Source organism: Mycobacterium sp. AMU20-3851 (assembly GCF_043974665.1).
Lineage (GTDB): Bacteria > Actinomycetota > Actinomycetes > Mycobacteriales > Mycobacteriaceae > Mycobacterium.
Genome location: NZ_CP146371.1, coordinates 5,264,995 through 5,284,267, shown reverse-complemented (window position 1 = coordinate 5,284,267; position 19,273 = coordinate 5,264,995). Strand labels below are relative to the sequence as shown.

At 69.2% G+C, this 19,273-nt stretch carries 15 protein-coding genes; 6 read left to right on the top strand and 9 right to left on the bottom strand.

Annotation, left to right across the window (positions count from 1 at the left end; translation table 11 throughout):
* Window position 1: 1 nt before the first annotated feature.
* Both iniR and V4U86_RS25310 read right to left on the bottom strand, forming a co-directional pair.
* Window positions 2-2,473, bottom strand: a complete 2,472-nt coding sequence (gene iniR / locus V4U86_RS25315; protein ID WP_395308599.1) for an isoniazid response ATPase/transcriptional regulator IniR — start codon at window positions 2,471-2,473, stop codon at window positions 2-4.
* Between the two features lie 7 nt (window positions 2,474-2,480).
* On the bottom strand, window positions 2,481-4,280 hold the full coding sequence (locus V4U86_RS25310) for an Hsp70 family protein (RefSeq protein WP_395308598.1): 1,800 nt from the start codon (window positions 4,278-4,280) through the stop codon (window positions 2,481-2,483).
* A 270-nt stretch (window positions 4,281-4,550) separates the two neighbouring features.
* Between V4U86_RS25310 and V4U86_RS25305 the strand changes: the two genes are divergently transcribed.
* The 4 genes from V4U86_RS25305 (at window position 4,551) to V4U86_RS25290 (ending at window position 9,680) form a co-directional block, all read left to right on the top strand.
* The gene (locus V4U86_RS25305) at window positions 4,551-5,057 is read left to right on the top strand and encodes an Rv0340 family IniB-related protein (RefSeq protein WP_395308597.1); all 507 of its coding nucleotides are present in this window, start codon (window positions 4,551-4,553) and stop codon (window positions 5,055-5,057) included.
* Between the two features lie 244 nt (window positions 5,058-5,301).
* A complete protein-coding gene (locus V4U86_RS25300) occupies window positions 5,302-6,219 on the top strand; it encodes an IniB N-terminal domain-containing protein (protein ID WP_395308596.1) in 918 nt (305 codons plus the stop codon).
* 78 nt (window positions 6,220-6,297) lie between these two features.
* Window positions 6,298-8,142 (top strand): isoniazid-induced dynamin-like GTPase IniA, encoded by a 1,845-nt coding sequence (iniA, locus tag V4U86_RS25295; protein WP_395308595.1) that lies wholly within the window; start codon window positions 6,298-6,300, stop codon window positions 8,140-8,142.
* 32 nt (window positions 8,143-8,174) lie between these two features.
* A complete protein-coding gene (locus V4U86_RS25290) occupies window positions 8,175-9,680 on the top strand; it encodes a dynamin family protein (protein ID WP_395308594.1) in 1,506 nt (501 codons plus the stop codon).
* 3 nt (window positions 9,681-9,683) lie between these two features.
* Here V4U86_RS25290 and V4U86_RS25285 read toward each other — a convergent pair whose 3' ends face one another.
* The 7 genes from V4U86_RS25285 to V4U86_RS25255 form a co-directional block, all read right to left on the bottom strand.
* Complete coding sequence (locus V4U86_RS25285; RefSeq protein WP_395308593.1) at window positions 9,684-10,094, bottom strand: hypothetical protein; 411 nt, start codon at window positions 10,092-10,094, stop codon at window positions 9,684-9,686.
* On the bottom strand, window positions 10,069-11,058 hold the full coding sequence (locus V4U86_RS25280) for an LLM class F420-dependent oxidoreductase (protein ID WP_395308592.1): 990 nt from the start codon (window positions 11,056-11,058) through the stop codon (window positions 10,069-10,071). The genes V4U86_RS25285 and V4U86_RS25280 overlap by 26 nt, the downstream gene beginning before the upstream one ends.
* Window positions 11,059-11,104: 46 nt before the next feature.
* Window positions 11,105-11,728: a TIGR03085 family metal-binding protein gene (locus tag V4U86_RS25275; protein WP_395308591.1), complete on the bottom strand. Its 624-nt coding sequence runs from the start codon at window positions 11,726-11,728 to the stop codon at window positions 11,105-11,107.
* Window positions 11,728-12,282, bottom strand: a complete 555-nt coding sequence (locus V4U86_RS25270; protein WP_395308590.1) for a hypothetical protein — start codon at window positions 12,280-12,282, stop codon at window positions 11,728-11,730. The genes V4U86_RS25275 and V4U86_RS25270 overlap by 1 nt, the downstream gene beginning before the upstream one ends.
* 57 nt (window positions 12,283-12,339) lie before the next feature.
* Complete coding sequence (locus tag V4U86_RS25265; RefSeq protein WP_395308589.1) at window positions 12,340-13,656, bottom strand: DUF445 domain-containing protein; 1,317 nt, start codon at window positions 13,654-13,656, stop codon at window positions 12,340-12,342.
* Between the two features lie 31 nt (window positions 13,657-13,687).
* Window positions 13,688-14,641 carry an Abi-alpha family protein gene (locus V4U86_RS25260; RefSeq protein WP_395308588.1) on the bottom strand — a complete coding sequence of 318 codons (954 nt, stop codon included), beginning with the start codon at window positions 14,639-14,641 and terminating at the stop codon, window positions 13,688-13,690.
* Between the two features lie 251 nt (window positions 14,642-14,892).
* A complete protein-coding gene (locus tag V4U86_RS25255) occupies window positions 14,893-16,596 on the bottom strand; it encodes a hypothetical protein (protein ID WP_395308587.1) in 1,704 nt (567 codons plus the stop codon).
* 206 nt (window positions 16,597-16,802) lie between these two features.
* On the opposite strand from V4U86_RS25255, the gene dnaK reads away from it, so the two are divergent.
* A complete protein-coding gene (gene dnaK, locus V4U86_RS25250; protein WP_395308586.1) occupies window positions 16,803-18,662 on the top strand; it encodes a molecular chaperone DnaK in 1,860 nt (619 codons plus the stop codon).
* A complete protein-coding gene (gene grpE, locus V4U86_RS25245) occupies window positions 18,659-19,267 on the top strand; it encodes a nucleotide exchange factor GrpE (protein WP_395308585.1) in 609 nt (202 codons plus the stop codon). The genes dnaK and grpE overlap by 4 nt, the downstream gene beginning before the upstream one ends.
* Window positions 19,268-19,273: the final 6 nt, after the last annotated feature.

The window sequence follows — 19,273 nt, the reverse complement described above, 5'->3', positions numbered from 1 at the left end:
TTCAGGCGGGCGTTCCGAGCAAGGCGCGCAACATCGACAACATCTCCGATCGCGACTCCGCGCCGAGGCGACGACGGATGCGGGCGACGTGATGTTCGACGGTTTTGGCGGAGATGAACAATTGGCTGCCGATGTCGCGATAGGGCAGGCCGAGCAGGAGCAGTTCGGCCACCTCGCGCTCGCGATCGGACAGTTTCGACGATGCCACCGGCCGTGCCGACGGTGGCGCCGGCGAACCGGCCATGGCACCCGTCGAGACAGCCGGACCTGGCATGTGTGGAAGATCACCGTCGGGCGCGTCCGGGTCGGCACCGGTGATTTTGAGGTCGCGGGCCAGTTGCAGCATCACCCCCGAGATCCGGGGGTCCGGTGCCTGCAGTGCTGCCTGGCTGGCCAGCCGGGTCGCATCCCAGGTCAGCCCGAACCGGGTCAGCTCGCGGGCCGCCGGCGTCACCTCCTCGACGTCGACCTGATTGGCCAGCACCCGCAGCCACGCCCGGCCGGCCCGGGCCAGGGCCTGCGCGTACGCGCTGTCACCGGCTGCCGCGGTGAGCGCCTGACCGTGCGGGGCGACCGCATCCGGCGAGTTGGCCAGGATCCCGGCGTGCACTCCCGCCCAGTGCAGCGGCACCGACCACAGCGGTGGTCGGCCGAGACGCTCGAGCAAGCTCAGCGCCTCATCGAGGTGGTGTTGCAGCCGGTCGACCAATCGCAACCGCGCGGCCGCGACCCACAACTCGCCCAGCGGCAGCAGGGAGTAGAGGTCGAGCGAGTACTCGGCCAGGACGTCCATCGCGGCATACCAGTGCCGCTGCATGGCGCCGCTGTCGCCGGCCCGCCGGGCGATCGCGGTATGCAGCGCGGCCGACCACAGTGCGTCGCGGCGGTGTAATCCCGGCGCCCCGACCGCCGCGGCATCGGCACCGGCCCGGTTGAGCCGGCCGTCGAGCATGTGGGTCCAGCCCAGCAGCAGCCGGTGCCGAGGAGCGCTGAACGGCGACGACTGCGCGGCAGCCCGGCCGATGATGCTGCGCGCCCGCACCGGGTCACCGCCATGGATCGCGACCAGCGTCACCAGCGCCGCGGGGCTGTCCGGGGACACCGAGTCCAACGACCACTCCGAGGTGATGGACCGGCTCAAGTGGGCGATGGCCGCCGGGAACGGCCGGTCCAGGGTGTCCAGCAGTCCGTCGGCCAGACTGCGTGCCGCCCGGGCCGTCGACGTGGGAGGTCCCGGATCCTCGACATCCAGGGCGTCCCGGGCTGCCGCGACATCACCGGTGGCCACCGCCACCACCGCCGCCGCGGACGCGATGAACGCATCCGGGTAGGGGCCGAGCCAGCGGAACAGGTCCGCGGCCGCCGCGGCGCCACCGTCGTGCATCGCCACACTGGCGGCGATTCGCACCGCGGCGGCTCGCTGCGCCGGGTCGGCGGAGCCGAGCAGGTCATCGGCCAGCCGCGCCGCGGTCGCGCAGTCGCCGGTCAGCGCCAGCGCGTCACCCAGTTCGGTGCTCAACTGCGTCGATCCGGCAGCCGACGCCGCGCGGTACAGCGCAGCGGCCCGGGCCGGATCGCCGCGGTGCCGCGCGGCCAACGCGGTCAGGGCCTCGGCGAGCCGCTCGTCCCGTAACCCGTGATCGGCCATCCGTAAGGCGAGATCCGCTGTCAGCGTGGTCATTTCGAGCTGGGTGTGCAGTAGGGAGATCTCGATGTCGTGGTGGCGGGCGGCCCCGACGATCTCGGTGACAGCCTGGTGCAGTGTGTGTTGGAACGCCGGATGCTGACCCGGCTCCAGCAGGCCGCTGGCCCGGGCCTGGTCCACCAGACGCTGGGCCTCCTCCGCGTCCACCCGCAGGGCAGCGGCGATGTCGTCGGGCCCGAGCCGGCGGTCCAGGGAGCACACCAGCAGCGTGTCGAGGACCGGCTGGTCGAGCCGGCGCAACCGCTCGACGAGGGCAACCCGCGCAGCGTCGGCCGGGAGCTCGGCGTCCAACGCCGCCGTCACCAGGAACGGCACTCCGGCAGTTGCGGCCAGCACCGCCTCCGTGCGTTCGAGCCGGTCGGGACGCAACCGGGCCACCTGGGCCGCGGCCCACGGGCCCAGCGCCACCGCGGGATTCTCCCGGGTCAGCGCCAGAATCAGGTCACGCAGTGCGCCGCGGTGTGCCAACGGTTCGGCGGCGACCACCACCGTGCGGCCCGCCTCGGCGGCGGCCTCGGTCAGGCGCACCAGATCGTCGTCGGACAGTAGATGCGCGTCATCGACGACCAGCGCCGCGCCCGCCTCGTCGTCGGGCCGGCTGCGCACCGGCACCGACGCGTCCCGCAGCGCGTTGCGCACCGCACTCAGCACGGTGGTCTTCCCGGCACCGATCCCGCCGGACACCAGGACCTTGGCCGGCTCGCGGGGAGCCGCGATCAGCGCCGCGATGGCACCGGAGTCCGAGTCCACGACCACCGGGGAGAACATCGCCGGGCTATCCCTCTTCGACGGGCGGTTCCACGGGCTCGGGTGCCGGGGCAGCCTCGGGTTCCGGCTCGGGTTCCGGCTCCGGGGCGGGGGCCACCGTGGTCGTGGTGACCGGTGGCTGCGTCGTCGTCGTCACGGGTTTTGTGGTGGTCGTCGTCGGCGGAGTTGTCGTGGTGGTCGTCGTGGTTGTGGTGGTGGTCGTCGTCGTGGTGGTCGTGGTTGTGGTGGTCGACGGCGTGGTCGTCGTGGTGGTCGTGCTCGCCGGCGGTGGTGGCGGGATCTCCGAGGTGGTCACCACACCGTCGTCGCCGGTCACCGTGACCGTCTGCGGTTCGGTGACCGCGGGCTCACCCGGCTCGCCGGGCTCGGTGGAGAAGCTGGTCGCGGTCTCGGTGACCGGGCCGCTGGGGCTGCTGGTGCCGGTGAGTGTGACCGCCAGTCCGCCAACCGCCAGCAGGGCGGCCGCGGCGGCGGCACCGAACAGCAGCGGGGGCCGCTTGTACCAGGGCAGCGGTTCGGGTTCGAGCGGGTAGTCGTCTTCGCCCGGCGCGAAGGCGATCGGCGGCCGGGCATCGGTCGGGGTTGCCGCATAACCGGTTTCGTAATCCGGGCCCTGGTAGGGCACCGGTTCGCCGGTCGGGGCGTCGTCATCCTCCGACCAGGCCAGCCCGCCGGGGGCGCCCGATTCCGCAGCGGCTGCGCCGCCGGCCCAGCCCATGGTCGGGGCCATGCCGGTCGGTGCGGAGTCCGGGCTGGCGGCCGGGGCGAGGCCGGTCGGGGCGCCGGCCTCGAAGGCGACGTCGGCGACCAGGGCGGCGCCGGTCGCCGCGGCGGTGGCGGCTTGCCCGGTGGTGACCACCGGGACCTGCAGCCGCTCGGAAAGCCGCTGCGTGACAAGGGGAATGGCTGCGCCCCCGCCGACCGTTGCCACAGCGGACAACCGGTTGCTCGCAATACCGTTGTGCTGCAACAACTCCTCGATCGCGGTCAGTAGACCGTCGAGGGGCTGGTCGATCAGCTGGTCGAGCTCGGCGCGGGTCACCCGGACATCGGAGCGGAAACCGGGCAGTTCGGCGGGCACCACGGTGGCCGTCTCGGCCGACAGCCGCTCCTTGGCCCGACGGCATTCGTCGCGCAACCGCCCCAGCGAGCCCACCGCGGCGGTCCCCGCGGGATCGGCGTCGCCCGCGTCGGCAATACCGGCGATGACGTGGTTGAGCAGCGCCTGGTCGATCGCTTCCCCGGAGAAGTCGGGGTAGCGCAGCGTCGCGCCCACCGGGGCGAACTGCGCGTCGGCATCGGCGAGCGTCACGCTGGTGCCGCTGCCACCGAAATCGCACAGCGCCACCACACCCTGGGGCGGCAGGCTGCCCGCGGCACGCAGGCCGGCCAGGGCGGCCACCGAATCCGGTACCACGGCGGCCGAGGCGAGACCGGGCTTGTTGCGCAGGGCGGTCTGCAGGCTGGCCACCACCGACGGCGCCCAGTGCGCGGGCACCGCGATGGTGATCGGCTCACCTCCGCCGACGGTGTGCGTCATCGCGTCGAGTGCCTCGGCGAGCACCTGGTCGCCGCGGTGCGAGGATCCGTCGGAGGCCACCAGCGGCACCGGGTCACCGACGCGGTCGACGAAGCCGCCGAGCACCAGGCCGGGCTGGTTCAGGTTGGGATTCTCGCTGGGCACACCGACCTCGGGAGCCCGGTCGTTGAACAGGGTCAGCACCGATCGGCGGGTGACCGGCGGCCGACCGTCGCGGGCCGCCACCAGATTGGTCATCCCGACGGACAATCCGAGCGAGTCGCTCATGCGATTTCCTCGCAGACTCGGGTCTCGCATGTCCGTCCGATGGTTCGCTCGCAAGCGTCGCTCATGCAACCTCCTAGACAGTCCCCAACCTTAATGGGAGAGGACCCGGTACAGCCGGAATCCCCCTAACGTGTCGAAGCCCCTAAAGGGCAATCCCCTAACGGGTGCCTGCGACGGTTGGGCTGAACACCGATCTCAACGGCGCCGTTCGTGAATAGCATCGGTTCACGAGCTTCAGACGTAACGGAAAAACGGGGGCGAGACCGAACCATGGCCAACTCACTGCTCGACTTCGTGATGGGGTTGGTGCGCGACCCCGACGCCGCGGCGCGGTATGCCGCCGATCCGGCCGCCGTCCTGGCGGCCGCCGATCTGCCGGACGTGACGACCGCGGACGTCGACCAGCTCATCCCGGTGGTCGCCGATTCGGTGTCCGGGCCTGCCTCGGCCGCGGGACTACCCGCGGCGGATGACAATGTCTGGGCCAGCGGTGCGGCCACCGCGGCTTTCGACGCGTTCGGCATCGACGATGCATTTCCCGACGGTGTCCCGGTCGTGGCCCACGACCTGGACGAGTTCTCGGTGCGCGAGGTGGTGCACACCGTCGCCGAACCCGTCGCGACAGCGCTGCCGACCGACGAGCTACCCGTCATCGAGGTGCCGGTGCTCGACGATTTCCCGGTGCCCGAATCCATTCCGGGGGCCGGCACCCTTGACGCTGCGCCGGACCAGGACTGGACTGCCCCGGACCCGTCCGGCTTCGACCTCTTCGACTGACGCCTGCGAACCGGCCCGTTCACCGCGATTCACCGCGGTGAACGGGCTTTTTCGTGTCCGTAGAGAAACCCCCACCGAAACCCCCTATGCCCCTAATGGGGGCACCCCCTAGCGCCCCGTATGGGGTTCCCGGAGGAGGGGATTGAGCCCCGTTTCCGCGGGGTCGGCGCGCTCATAACGTGGTGTTCAGTTCGCCGGACCACCCAGCGACAGGTTCTACCCACAACCTGAGAAAGGCCTCGAAATGACCACCATCATCGACTACATCCTCGATCTGTTCCGCAGTCCGGACCTGGCCGGTGCCTTCGTGGCCAACCCGGAACAGGCCATGCGCGACGCCGGCCTGCCCAACGTCACCGCCGCCCAGCTGCAGGCCGTCGCCGCCACCGCGGCCCCGGCCGGCGTCGCCCTCGGCGGCGGGGACCCGGTGCTCGGCCTGCAGCGCGCGGTCGCCGACCACCACAGCATCGCCACCTCGTTCGCGCCGATGTACGCCCCGCAGCGGACCTTCGCTCCGGAAACCGACGTCGCCAGCCACAACCGGACCAACGCCGAGTTCCTGAGCCCCGATCAGAGCTCCGGGGCCAACTCCCAGGTCGGCGGCTTCAACCTCGGCTTCGGAGACATCACCTTCGGCAACAAGACCACCACCACCGCCACCGACGGCGGCGTGATCGTCGACGGCCCGAACACCGGCACCGTCACCACCGGCGACGACAACGTGGTCGGCGACGAGAACATCACCGGTGACGACAACGTCGTCGGCGACGACAACACCAAGCTCGACGTCGAGACCGGCAACCACTCGCCGGTCATCGTCGGGCACGGCAACGACATCGAGGACAACTCGCAGATCGCCGGCGACGACATCATCTCCGACAACAAGGGCCCGGTGCTCAACGACGTCGACACCAGCGGGGGCAACGGCGGCGGCGCGGTGGCCGGCGGGGGCCTGCTCGGTGGCGGTCACGCCGATGCCGGCAGCGGCGGAAACGGTGGCGGCATCACCATCATCGACAACTCCGGCGTGCTGGACAACAGTGACGACGACAGCTCGGTCGTCACCGTCGTCGACACCGACATCGACAACTCGGTCGACAACTCCAACACCCTGGACGTCGACAACACCATCGAGACCAACGTCGACGCCGGATTGTTCTGACGTTCTCTGACTGGCGGGGACCGCTTCCTGGTCCCCGCCAGTCGGCGCGCCTACGGTTGACGCTCAGGAGAGGACCCCATGACCCAACCCGCGAGACCGGTCGCCGCCGGTGCCCCGGCGAGACCGATCAAGGTGATCGTCGAACTCATCGACCACACCACCAAGATCGCCGGTCTGTACGACCGCGCCGACCTGGTGGAACGGTTGCGTGTCGCCAGGGAACGCATCTCCGATCCGCAGATCCGGGTGGTCATCGCCGGCCAGCTCAAGCAGGGGAAGAGTCAGCTGCTCAACTCCTTGCTGAACGTGCCGGTCGCCCGCGTCGGTGACGACGAGAGCACCGTGCTGGCCACCGTGGTCTACCACGCCGAGACGCCGGCGGCCCGGCTCGTGGTGGTCAGCGCCGACGGCACCGAGGGCGAACTCGTCGACATCGAGATGGCCGACCTCAAGGAGGACCTGCGCCGCGCGCCGGCCGCCGGCGGGCGGGAGGTGCTGCGCGTCGAGGTCGGCGTGCCCAGCCCCATGCTCAAGAACGGGTTGGCGTTCATCGACACCCCCGGCGTCGGCGGGCACGGGCAGCCGCACCTGTCGGCGACGCTGGGTCTGCTGCCCGATGCGGACGCCATCCTGATGGTCAGCGACACCAGCCAGGAATTCACCGAACCGGAGCTGACCTTCATCCGGCAGGCCGTCGAGATCTGCCCGCTGGCATCGATCATCGCCACCAAGACCGACCTGTACCCGCGCTGGCGTGACGTCGTCGCCGCCAACACCGCGCACCTGCAGCGCGCCGGCATCGACACCCCGGTGATCCCGGCCAGCTCGGTGCTGCGCAGCCACGCCATCACCCTCAATGACAAGGAACTCAACGAGGAGTCCAACTTCCCGGCCATCGTGAAGTTCCTGTCCGAGAAGGTGATGTCACGGGAGAACGACCGGATCCGCGACCAGGTGCTGGGTGAGATCCGCGCCGCCGCAGAACATCTCGCGCTCGCGGTGAGCAGTGAACTGTCGGTGCTCGACGATCCGGGCACGCGGGAGCGGCTCACCGCCGAGCTGGAGCGGCGCAAATCCGAAGCCCAGGACGCCTTGGCGCACACGGCGTTGTGGCAGCAGACCCTCAACGACGGGATCGCAGACCTCACCGCCGATGTCGACCACGATCTGCGCAACCGCTTCCGGCACATCACCGCGCACACCGAGATGGTGATCGACGGCTGCGATCCCACCCTGCACTGGGCCGAGATCGGCACCGAACTGGAGAGCGCGGTGGCCACCGCCGTGGGGGACAACTTCGTGTGGGCCTATCAGCGCGCCGAGGCGTTGGCCACCGAGGTCGCCCGGTTGTTCACCGAAGCCGGACTCGACGCGGTCGATCTGCCGCAGGTGAGTGCCCGCGACATGGGCGCCGGGCTCGGCGAGTTCAAGTCGGTGGCCCGGTTGGACGCCAAGCCCATCAAGGCCGGCCACAAGGTGGTCACCGGCATGCGCGGTTCCTACGGCGGGATCCTGATGTTCGGCATGCTCACCTCCTTCGCCGGGCTGGGCATGTTCAACCCGCTCTCGCTCGGCGCCGGATTCCTGTTGGGCCGCAAGGCTTATAAGGAGGACATGGAAAACCGGATGCTACGGGTGCGCAACGAAGCGAAAACCAACGTGCGCCGGTTCGTCGACGACGTCTCCTTCGTGGTGAACAAGGAGTCCCGGGACCGGCTCCGGGTGGTGCAGCGTCAGCTACGAGATCACTACCGTGCCATCGCCAACCAGACCAGCCGCTCCCTCAACGAGTCGCTGCAGGCCACCCTGGCGGCGGCCAAACTGGAGGAGGACCAGCGCAATACCCGGATCCGGGAGCTGCAACGCCAGCTCGACATCCTCAAGCAGGTCGTCGACAACGTCGACAAGCTGGTGTCGTCCTGAACACTGCCCGTCGCCCTTAAGCTGGGGCCGTCATGAGTACCAGCGATCACGTACGCGCGATCCTCGGTGGCACCATCGCGGCCTACCGGGCCGATCCCGCGTACCGGCAGCGGCCCGCCGTGCATGCCGAGCTCGAGCAGATCGGGCGCCGGCTCAACGAGCCGATGCGGATCGCGTTGGCCGGCACCCTCAAGGCCGGTAAATCCACCCTGGTCAACGCCTTGGTCGGGGAGGACATCGCGCCGACCGACGCCACCGAGGCGACCCGCATCGTCACCCGGTTCCGGCACGGCCCGTCGCCGAAGGTGACGGCCAATCACCGCAACGGCTCCCGATCGAACGTCCCGATCGCCCGGGCCGCGGGGGAGCAGCGCAGCCTGACCTTCAGCTTCACCGGCCTCGATCCCGACGATATCGAGGACCTCGATGTCGAATGGCCCGCCGCAGAACTGATCGACACCACCATCATCGACACCCCGGGCACCTCATCGCTGTCCCGCGACGTCTCCCAGCGCACCCTGCGGCTGCTCGTCCCCGAGGACGGGGTGCCGCGGGTGGACGCGGTGGTCTTCCTGCTGCGCACCCTCAACGCCGCCGATATCGCGTTGCTCAAGCAGATCGGTGAACTCGTCGGCGGCGCGGCGGGATCGGCGGGTGCGCTCGGGGTGATCGGGGTGGCCTCCCGCGCCGACGAGATCGGCGCCGGCCGAATCGACGCGATGCTCTCGGCCCGCGATGTGGCCACCCGGTTCACCGCAGAGATGGACAAAACCGGCATCTGCCAGGCGGTGGTCCCGGTGTCCGGGCTGCTCGCGCTGACCGCGCGGACCCTGCGCCAGAGCGAGTTCGTGGCGCTGGAGAAGCTGGCCGGTGTGCCGCCCGCCGAACTGGCCAAGGCGATGCTGAGCGCGGACCGGTTCGTCCGCGAGGACAGTTCACTGCCGGTGGACGCCGCGACCCGGGCGGCCCTGCTGGAACGGTTCGGGATGTTCGGGATCCGGATCTCGATCGCCGTGCTCAGCGCCGGCATCAGCGATTCGGTGGCGCTGGCCGACGAGCTGTTGGAGCGCAGTGGGCTGATCGCCCTGCGCGATGTCATCGACCAGCAGTTCGCGCAGCGTTCGGATCTGCTCAAGGCACACACCGCGCTGCTGTCCCTGCGTCGTTTCGTGCAGGTCAACCCCGTCTACGCGAGCCGCCAGATCCTGGCCGACATCGATCCGCTGCTCGCGGATGCGCACGCCTTCGAGGAACTCCGTCTGCTGAGCCAATTACGTTCCCGGGAAACCACTTTGACCGAGGACGAGATGGCGTCGCTGCGGCGGCTGATCGGCGGTTCCGGCACGGATGCGGCCAGCCGGCTCGGCCTCGGAACGGAAGCTCCCGATGACGGGCCGCGCGCCGCGTTCGCCGCCACCCAGCGCTGGCGCCGCCGGGCCGAACACCCGCTCAACGACCCGTTCACCAGCAGGGCCTGCCGGGCGGCGGTGCGCAGCGCGGAGGCTCTGGTGGCCGAATTCCGCGCCATGGGGCGGTAGCCGCTACGGCGCCGGGTACAGCGTCCGCGTCTCGTTCTGCCGGGCCCGCCGCTTGCTGGTCGTGGTGGTCTCGTCCTCGTCCTCGGCGCGGGTGGTCGAGGTCCGCGTGCGAGTCCTCGTCGTGGTCGACGAGGTGGTCGAGGACGCCGACGGGTCGGTCACCTCGGTGATGTCGGTGGTCTCCACCGGTTTCGTGGTGGTGGCCGCCGACGTGGTGCCGGTCGTGGACGTCACGCTGCTGGTGGAGCTGTCGTCGAACGGCGTGACGTATTCCAGCGGGGCCGGCTCGGTGCTGTTCACCTGCCGCACCACGACCATCGTCAACCACACGATGAGGCCGATGGCCGCGAGCGCTGCGACGCTGGCCGCCAGCAGGGTGGGCGTTCGCTCATGCCACTTCGGATCGCCCGTCACGGCCACCGATAGTAGCGGTGGGTCGATCCAGCTGCCGGATGACCTCGGAGGCGAAGAACGCCAGATGGTCCAGATCGGACATGTCCAGGACCTGCAGATAGACCCGCTGCACTCCGGCGCGGACGAAGGCGCCCAGTTTCTCCACGATTTCATCGGCAGTGCCGGCAACCGGAGAGTTGCCGCGCATCTCCTCGAGCTCCCGGCCGATCGCGGCGGCGCGGCGGGTGAGTTCGGATTCGTCGCGGCCCGCGCACAGCACGAACGCCGCCGAGTACACCAGCGAATCCGGGGTACGCCCGGCCGCGGCGACCGCGGCGGCCACCCGGTCGTATTGCGCCGTCAGGTCTTCCAGCGAGGCGAACGGGATGTTGAACTCATCGGCGAATTGCGCGGTGAGGGCCGGGGTGCGTTTGGGACCGGCCCCGCCGATGATGATCGGGGGGCGCGGCGACTGTGCGGGTTTGGGCAGCGCGGGGGAGTCCTTGACGGTGTAGTGCGTCCCGCTGAAGTCGAAGGTCTGTCCGCTCGGTGTCTGCCACAGCCCGGTCAGGATGTGCAGTTGCTCGGTGAGCCGGTCGAAGCGCTCACCCAGCGGCGGGAACGGGATCGCGTACGCCTGATGTTCGGCCTCGAACCAACCGGCGCCGATCCCGAGTTCGACTCGGCCACTGCTCATCTCGTCGACCTGGGCCACCGCGATCGCGAGCGGACCAGGGTGCCGGAACGTCGCCGAGGTGACCATGGTGCCCAACCGGATGGTGTCGGTCTCGCGCGCGATGCCGGCCAGCGTCACCCACGAGTCGGTGGGGCCGGGCAGCCCGTCGCCGCTCATCGCCAGGTAGTGGTCGGATCGGAAGAAGGCGGAGTAGCCGAGTTGTTCGGCGGCCGTTGCGACGGCCAGCTGGTCGTCGTAGCTCGCGCCCTGTTGTGGTTCGACGAAGACCCGGAAGTCCAGAGATGCCATGTGCTCCAGCCTACGGCGGGGGAGAGCGGAGCGACCCGGGGACCAGTTACAGCCCGCGGCGGGAAGCCCGCACCGCCGCGATGGCCTCGGCGTCCCCGTCGAACGTCACCCGGGCCGGTTCGCGACCCGCCGCGAACAGCAGCAGCTCGCCGGGATCGCCGGTGACGGTCACGGGGGCGCCCTTGCCCGCGGTGGCCAGCACCTTGCCCTCGTGGGTGGTCAGCGCCACTTCGGCCGGCGCCTTGGACAGCGTCATGCGGGCGAACGAGCTCACCTGCCGTGCCAGGGACGCGGTCGTCTGCTCATCGAGAACCCTTGGCTCCCATGAGGGTCCGGCGCGGCGGACGTCCTCGTGGTGGATGAACATCTCGGCGACGTTCACCAGTGGGTCGAGCAGCTTGAACGGTGAGTACAGCGGAGGGCCGGCCGCCACCTGGCCGAGCAATTCGGCCCAGTCGGTGGACGCGGTCACCTGCTGCTGCACCCGGGCGGTGTAGCCGGCCAACTTGGGCACCAGGATGCCCGGCGCGGCGTCGAGGCGGCGTTCCCGCACCACCAGATGCGCGGCCAGATCTCGGGTGTCCCAACCCTCACACAGCGTCGGTGCGTCGGGGCCGGCGGCTCGCATGGTGTCCACCAGTGCGGCGCGTTCTCTGCGGGCGACACTCATCAGTACGTCTCCACCCCTTCGATCCGGACGAGCATGCCGTGGCCTGACCCGTCATTGGTGAACCGGGTGCCGTCGGCGGAGGCTTCGATGGTCCAGCCCAGCGCCGTGTAGGTCCGGTAGTCCAGCGGCACCGTCGGGATGTCGCCGAGGTTGCCCGCGACCCAGGTCACCGCGCCGTCGGCGGTGAGGTTGACACCGTTGGCCGGGAAACCGTCGATCGACGGTGCGTTCTGGAATTCCGCCTCGCAGCCCACCGCGTCGGCGGTGAGTTGGCAGCGCGTCAACCCGGACTTGGTCTCGATGTAGACGTAGCCGTCCTGCGGGGTCAGCGCCTGGGCGCCCGGTGGAACCGGGGTGGCAGACGGCGGGGGTGCGCTCGGCGTCGGCGAGGTGGTCCGGCTCGGCCGGGTGGTGGGGAAGTCCGGTTCGGTGCCCGAGGGCGCCGAACCGACCGGGGTGCCCTCGGTGCTGTCACCGCAGCCGCTCAGTATCACGGCGAGCGCGACGGCGCCGGTCCCGATGCATGTCGCTGCCCGTATTGCCTTGCCTGCCACGGAACCGAGGCTACCGGGCCGGACACCGATTACCCGGGAGCGCACCGCGACGGGGATCTACTGGTGCAGCAGAATGCGCACCGTCTCGGGGAGCGCGTTCACCGCCGCGGGTTCGTTGCCGAAGTGCTCGATGAGCACCACCTGGAGTTCACCGACCACACCGCCGAGGACGGCGCCGACCGCGATCATCGTCGGTTCGTCGTCCTTGAACACCGGACGCAGGATCGACTCGTACTCCTCGTTGGTGAGCTGACTCATCTTGTCGATGATGGTGTGCTCCAGGTCGAGCGCCTGCATGGCATAGTCCTGGGCCTCCAGCAGGGTGGTGGGCAGCCGCTCCACGACCAGTCGCACCAGACCGTCCTTGAGGGCGTTGTAGCGCTGGGTGCCGACGGCGAGTTTGACCAGTGGGGTCGCGATTCCGGTTTGCGCGTCGATCGCGGCGCTGACCTCCTTGCCCACCAATGCGAACAACTTGTCCGCGCCGGGGCCGCGCAGGATGCCGTCGAACAGGATTTCCGGGGAGAACAGGTCGTCGGCCAGGATCTTGGCGTAGTCGCGGGTGATCTTGTCGCGCTGCGCGTGCAGCAGCCCCTGGAACGGGATGAAACCGAGGTACTTCTTCGGCTCGATCGGCCGGAACAGCATGTTGAGCGCGATGTAGTCACTGATGAAGCCGACGCCGAAGCCGAATGCCGGCATGATCCACGGATTCTGGAACAGCGCCCAGGCGAACATCTGCACGACACCGATGACCAGGCCGAAGTAGATGCCGCTGCGCCGGACGAACGCCATGGCGTCATCGCCCATGCTGCGCATCAGCTTGTTGAGCTTGTCCTTGTTGCGGACCAGCGTTGTCACCGCGAGGAACTGGATGTCGACGAAGCGCGGCAGATCCGCCCGCATCTCGTTGAGCAGCGACTCCACCACCCGCGGGGTCTCCTGCTCGATCCGCTTCTGGATGGCGCGCCGGCCCGCTTCGGGCAACGAATCCCACAGGCCGGGCCGGATCTGTTCGGCGACCTCGCGGGATATCTCGTCGATGGCCTCGGTGAGCGGACCGCGCAGCGCCTCGACCGCCTCCTTGGCGTCCACCCGGTCGAGCAGTTCCTCGGGTTTGAGCAGATTCTGGGTGAGCAGCTCGATGGTCTTGGACCCCACCTTGCCGGCTCGCCGCGGCACGATGCCCTGCCAGCCGAACGGGCCGATGCCCTTGAATTCCATTGGCCGGTACAGCATTTCCACCGCGACGATCTTGGTGCTCCACCCGACGAACGCCGCGATGAACGGCATGGACAGGTAGATGAACCAGTTGACCTCGAAGTCGGCCAGGATCTCCGGCCAGGACTGCATGGCCAGGACGCTGTATGTCATGCGCGATCCGCCGCGGGCTTCTCGCTGTGCGTCACAGACCGTCCTGCTTGATCGCGGCCGTCCACAATCCCGTGCCGAGCCCGGACAGTCGCAGCGAGAGCTTCTCCGTGCGCGCGATCAACGGGCCGCGGGATGCGCTCTTGATCGCCCTCAACACCATCGGCTCCGCCATCAACACCTCGTAGTCCGCTTTCTGCGACGGGTCCTCCGGACCGATCTCGACCAGACCAAGGGATAGCAGATGATCGACGTACTGCGGGACCATATTGGGAAGTGCGACGTTGGCGGTGCGCCCGATGAGGCAGGCGTTCTGCAGGACCACCTGCCCGCGGGACCGGCTGTGCACGTTGACCAGTGGCGAGGACGCGCCATCGGAGAGGGCACCGACGATCCGGGCCTCATCGGCCACCAGCTGGTCGAGCAGGCGGTGGTAGAGCTCCTGTTGGCTGCTGCTGGTGCTCTGGTCGAGAGCCCGGTCGAGCAGCCGGCCCAACTTGGTGTGCAGCGAATCGTTCGACGAGGGATCGGGCTCGGCGGGCTGGACGGGCCGCGGCGCGGTCTCCAGGGCCTCCAATCGCGCCTTCACCATGGTGGCCAGCTGTTCCTCGCCCCAGGTGGCGAGTTTGAAGCCCATCTTGGCGGCGTCGAAGGCACGGTCGGTGAGCCCGAGCGGGTCGAAACGCTTGGGCACGACCGGCCGTTGCTTGGGGGTGCGGATCGCGATGGCGATGTCACCCAGCGGGGTGGCGAACCGGAACCCGCGGCGGTTGAAGCCGTTGCGTTTGACCGGCGCCTTCTCGGTGACGGTGCCCTCGACGTGCTCGGGGGCCTCCCCGGGTTCGGGTGTCCCGATGGGCTCGGCGGGTTCGGGTGTCCCGATGGGCTCGGCGGCTTCGTCCTCGATGACCTCTGCGGCGAAGACCTCTGTCGCCGGGATGTCCGCGGGGACCTCCGCAGGGCCATGATGAGGAAATTGCTCTGACACCAGTGATCGACCCCCATGCACGAGACGGTGAGTGGCTGCGGTCACCTGCGACCGGTTAAGGCACGGTACCGGCTGGGCGGGGGCCGGTGGCTACTGCGGGGGTGGCAGTGGTCGACGGCACACGGTGCAGATCGGGTCCTCGATCCGCCCTGGCCGAGGCCGAGATGGTGTCCAGGGGTGCGTAGATCCTGCTCAGTTCCGGCTGAACCGGCACGACGACCTCGCGGTGTGGCCACGGCGGATCTGACCCCTCAGGCCTGGTCGATCGCCGCCTGAGGATCGGCGGCCCGCGTCTCTGCGCAGAGCAGGGTGCTCAACGGCACCGCGAACAACAGCAGCGCCAGCGTCGGATCGTCGGCGGAGATGTCCGGATAGACCGTGACGATGGCGGCGGTCGCGGCGACCAGCAGCAGCTGGGCCGACACGGTCAGGACTATTCCGGCGTGCGCGTCGCCGGAATCCGAGGGCATGGCCCACAGCAGCGCGAACAGCGCGGCCGTCACGGCGATGATCGGGGTGAGCGGGGCGGCGATGACGCTGGGCAGCCAGGACGTGCCGACGACGATGAGCAACGGGATCAACAGCAGCCGGTTGGCCAGCTCCGCCGGGATCGGCCCGGGCCGACCCGCCAGGCCGAACAGCGTTGCGGCGCAGACGATGACGACGAGGCAGATGACCACCTGGGACGGCTTGGCCCAGAACGAGACCGGCACCTCGATGCCGAACTGGTGCAGCGTCACGTTGACGTAGACGGGCACCAGGAACAGCAACCCCACCCGGGCGACCAGGCGCCCCACCGTGTCGCGCCAGCGGGTGTGCACCGCGACCGGCACCAGCGTCAGCAGCGCCACCCACATGATCACCAGTTCCAGACCGGGCGGCGGGGTGACGCCGGTCGCGGACGGACCGGCGATGGCATTGGCCACCAGGTTGGCCGTCACCACCACCGCGATCAGGATCTGATTGGCCAGCGCGCTGATGCCGACCGCCAGGGTGGCCGCCACGTCGCCGCGCCGGCTGACCGGCGACCGGAAGGTGCGCTGCGTCCCGTACGCGATGGCCGCGGCGACCAGGATCGCGTGCGGCCAGGTCCCCGGGCCGCCGGGTGTCCAGTAGCCGCTCTTGAACCCCGAGGCGATGCCGCCGACACCGGTGATCTCCAGCACGATCACGACGACGGCGACGATGCACAGCAGGGCGGTGAATCCCCACGTCGTGCGGTGCCGCGAGACGGTGTGGGCGATCGCGGACCGGGAATGCGCCGCCATCGCCACACCGCCGGTCGCCATCGCGGCGACGAAGGCCAGCGAGATGGCCGGCACGTAGGTCTGGGTCCCGAGGTCGTCGAGCAGCAGGAGCAGCAGTGCGTGCTGATCCTGCTGCGCCACCGGTGTTTTCACCGCCAGCCCGAGCCGGATGTTGGCGTAGATGGCCGGAATCCACGGCGCCGCGACCAGGCCTGCGAGCACGACGCCGGGCCAGGGGCCGATCGGCCGCCGGCGCACATGCAGGGAACGGAACATCAGCACGGCGGCGGCCAGCCACGCCGCGACCGCCGGCAGCGCCGGCCAGGCGCGGTCGATCGCCAGCACCAGGATCGGGATCAGCGGGGTGCCCACACCCGCACACCAGGCCACCACCGCGTGGTGGCGCGGGGCGTCCGGGCCGGTGGCCGAGCACAGGTAGCCCACCGCGGCCACCCCCGAGCCCAGCGCGATGCCGCACAACAGCGGCCAGATGGGGGAGTAGTCGAAGACCAGTTCGCCTGCGTAGAGCGCATGCTTTTCGGGAGTGAACAGGCCGGGGATGAAACCGAAGGCCAGCATGACGGCCGCGCCGACCCAACTGAGGATGGCCAGTGCACGGAGGGGCCGCGGCAACGCGCCCGGACGAAGACGGGCCGGGCGGTGTTTGGCCTCTTCCCACGCGTTTGCCGCGGCCTCCCATGTGTACACGGGCAGCATCGTCGGGGGCCGCACTTGCAGTCCACTTGCAGTGCCGTCGCGGTGGCGGGAACAAATCCCGGATACGGCCCGTTGACCATTTCGACAACTTGAGTGATACAGACTCAACTCTGGTCTTGACAGCCCACCGGCGGTGAGGGCAGTCTTGAGCGAGGTTCACTCAGATCCGAGAAAAGCTACACCAGGAGGAAACCACTATGGCTCGTGCGGTCGGTATCGACCTCGGGACCACCAACTCCGTCGTCGCAGTGCTGGAAGGTGGCGACCCCGTCGTCGTCGCCAACTCAGAGGGCTCCCGGACCACCCCGTCGGTCGTCGCGTTCGCGCGCAACGGCGAGGTGCTGGTCGGTCAGCCCGCCAAGAACCAGGCGGTGACCAACGTCGACCGCACCATCCGTTCGGTCAAGCGTCACATGGGCAAGGACTGGTCCATCGAGATCGATGGCAAGAACTACACGCCCCAGGAGATCAGCGCCCGCATTCTGCAGAAGCTGAAGCGCGACGCCGAGGCGTACCTCGGTGAGGACATCACCGACGCCGTGATCACGGTGCCCGCGTACTTCAACGACGCGGAGCGTCAGGCCACCAAGGAAGCCGGCCAGATCGCCGGCCTCAACGTCCTGCGCATCGTCAACGAGCCCACCGCGGCCGCGCTGGCGTACGGCCTGGACAAGGGCAGCAAGGAACAGACCATCCTGGTCTTCGACCTCGGCGGCGGCACCTTCGACGTGTCCCTGCTGGAGATCGGTGACGGTGTCGTCGAGGTGCGCGCCACCTCCGGTGACAACCACCTCGGTGGCGACGACTGGGACGACCGGATCGTCGAATGGCTGGTCGACAAGTTCAAGAGCACCAGCGGCATCGACCTCACCAAGGACAAGATGGCCATGCAGCGGCTGCGTGAAGCCGCCGAGAAGGCCAAGATCGAGCTGAGCTCCGGACAGAGCACCTCGATCAACCTGCCCTACATCACCGTGGACGCGGACAAGAACCCGCTGTTCCTCGACGAGCAGCTGACCCGCGCCGAATTCCAGCGCATCACCCAGGATCTGCTGGACCGCACCCGTGCGCCGTTCCAGCAGGTGATCAAGGATGCCGGCATCTCCGTCGGCGAGATCGACCACGTGGTGCTCGTCGGTGGTTCGACGCGGATGCCCGCGGTCACCGACCTGGTCAAGGAACTGACCGGCGGCAAGGAGCCCAATAAGGGCGTCAACCCCGATGAGGTTGTCGCCGCGGGTGCCGCGCTGCAGGCCGGTGTCCTCAAGGGTGAGGTGAAAGACGTTCTGCTGCTTGACGTCACCCCGCTGTCCCTCGGTATCGAGACCAAGGGCGGCGTGATGACCAAGCTCATCGAACGCAACACCACCATCCCGACCAAGCGCAGCGAGACCTTCACCACGGCCGATGACAATCAGCCCTCGGTGCAGATCCAGGTGTTCCAGGGTGAGCGCGAGATCGCCTCGCACAACAAGCTGCTCGGCTCCTTCGAGCTGACCGGCATCCCGCCGGCCCCGCGCGGTGTCCCGCAGATCGAGGTCACCTTCGACATCGACGCCAACGGCATCGTGCACGTCACCGCCAAGGACAAGGGCACCGGCAAGGAAAACACGATCAAGATCCAGGAGGGCTCCGGCCTGTCCAAGGAGGAGATCGACCGGATGATCAAGGACGCCGAGGCGCACGCCGACGAGGATCGTCAGCGTCGCGAGGAGGCCGACGTCCGCAACCAGGCCGAGTCGCTGGTCTACCAGACGGAGAAGTTCGTCAAGGAGCAGCGCGAAGCCGAGGGCGGATCCAAGGTTCCCGAGGACACCCTGGCCAAGGTCGACGGCGCCATCGCCGAGGCGAAGACCGCGCTGGCCGGCACCGACATCTCGGCCATCAAGGCCGCAATGGAGAAGTTGGGCACCGAGAGCCAGGCCCTGGGCCAGGCGATCTACGAGGCCACCCAGGCCGAGCAGGCCGCCGGCGGTGCCGGTGATTCGACCAGCGCCGATGACAACGTGGTGGACGCCGAAGTCGTCGAGGACGAGGACAACCGGGAGAACAAGTGACACAGGGCGATTCGCACGAGGAGCCGGTGGTCATCACCGACAAGCGGCGCATCGACCCGGAGACCGGCGAGATCCGTGACCCGAGCACCGGGCCGGCCCCCAGTGGGTCGGCACCGGAGCCGGGCGCGGAGCCCGTCGCCTCCGAGGAGGGCGACAAGGTTGCCGAGCTGACCGCCGACCTGCAACGGGTCCAGGCCGAGTTCGCCAACTACCGCAAGCGGGCGCTGCGCGACCAGCAGGTCAGTGCGGACCGGGTGAAGGCCGCGGTCATCACCCAGCTGCTGGGCGTGCTCGATGATCTCGACCGGGCCCGCAGCCACGGAGATCTGGAGTCCGGCCCGCTCAAGTCGGTCGCCGACAAGCTGGTCAGCACCCTGGAAGGGCTGGGACTGACCGCCTTCGGTGCCGAGGGTGACGAGTTCGACCCGGCACTGCACGAGGCCGTCCAGCACGAGGGTGACGGATCGGCGCCGGTCGTCGGCACGGTCATGCGCCGCGGCTACAAGGTCGGCGACGTCGTGGTGCGCCACGCGATGGTCGGTGTGGTCGACACGGTCGAGAATGCCGACGAAAACAGTGATCAACCAGCAGAATCAGCAGAGTAGAACAGG

Bases quoted from the DNA above. Each gene is read 5' to 3' on its own strand.
- V4U86_RS25300 (WP_395308596.1), top strand. From the start codon at position 5,302: ATGACCACCATCATCGACTACATCCTCGATCTGTTCCGCAGTCCGGAC.
- dnaK (WP_395308586.1), top strand. From the start codon at position 16,803: ATGGCTCGTGCGGTCGGTATCGACCTCGGGACCACCAACTCCGTCGTC.
- V4U86_RS25275 (WP_395308591.1), bottom strand. From the start codon at position 11,728: ATGAGTGTCGCCCGCAGAGAACGCGCCGCACTGGTGGACACCATGCGA.
- V4U86_RS25305 (WP_395308597.1), top strand. From the start codon at position 4,551: ATGGCCAACTCACTGCTCGACTTCGTGATGGGGTTGGTGCGCGACCCC.
- V4U86_RS25280 (WP_395308592.1), bottom strand. From the start codon at position 11,058: ATGGCATCTCTGGACTTCCGGGTCTTCGTCGAACCACAACAGGGCGCG.
- V4U86_RS25290 (WP_395308594.1), top strand. From the start codon at position 8,175: ATGAGTACCAGCGATCACGTACGCGCGATCCTCGGTGGCACCATCGCG.
- V4U86_RS25265 (WP_395308589.1), bottom strand. From the start codon at position 13,656: ATGACATACAGCGTCCTGGCCATGCAGTCCTGGCCGGAGATCCTGGCC.
- iniR (WP_395308599.1), bottom strand. From the start codon at position 2,473: ATGTTCTCCCCGGTGGTCGTGGACTCGGACTCCGGTGCCATCGCGGCG.
- V4U86_RS25310 (WP_395308598.1), bottom strand. From the start codon at position 4,280: ATGAGCGACTCGCTCGGATTGTCCGTCGGGATGACCAATCTGGTGGCG.
- iniA (WP_395308595.1), top strand. From the start codon at position 6,298: ATGACCCAACCCGCGAGACCGGTCGCCGCCGGTGCCCCGGCGAGACCG.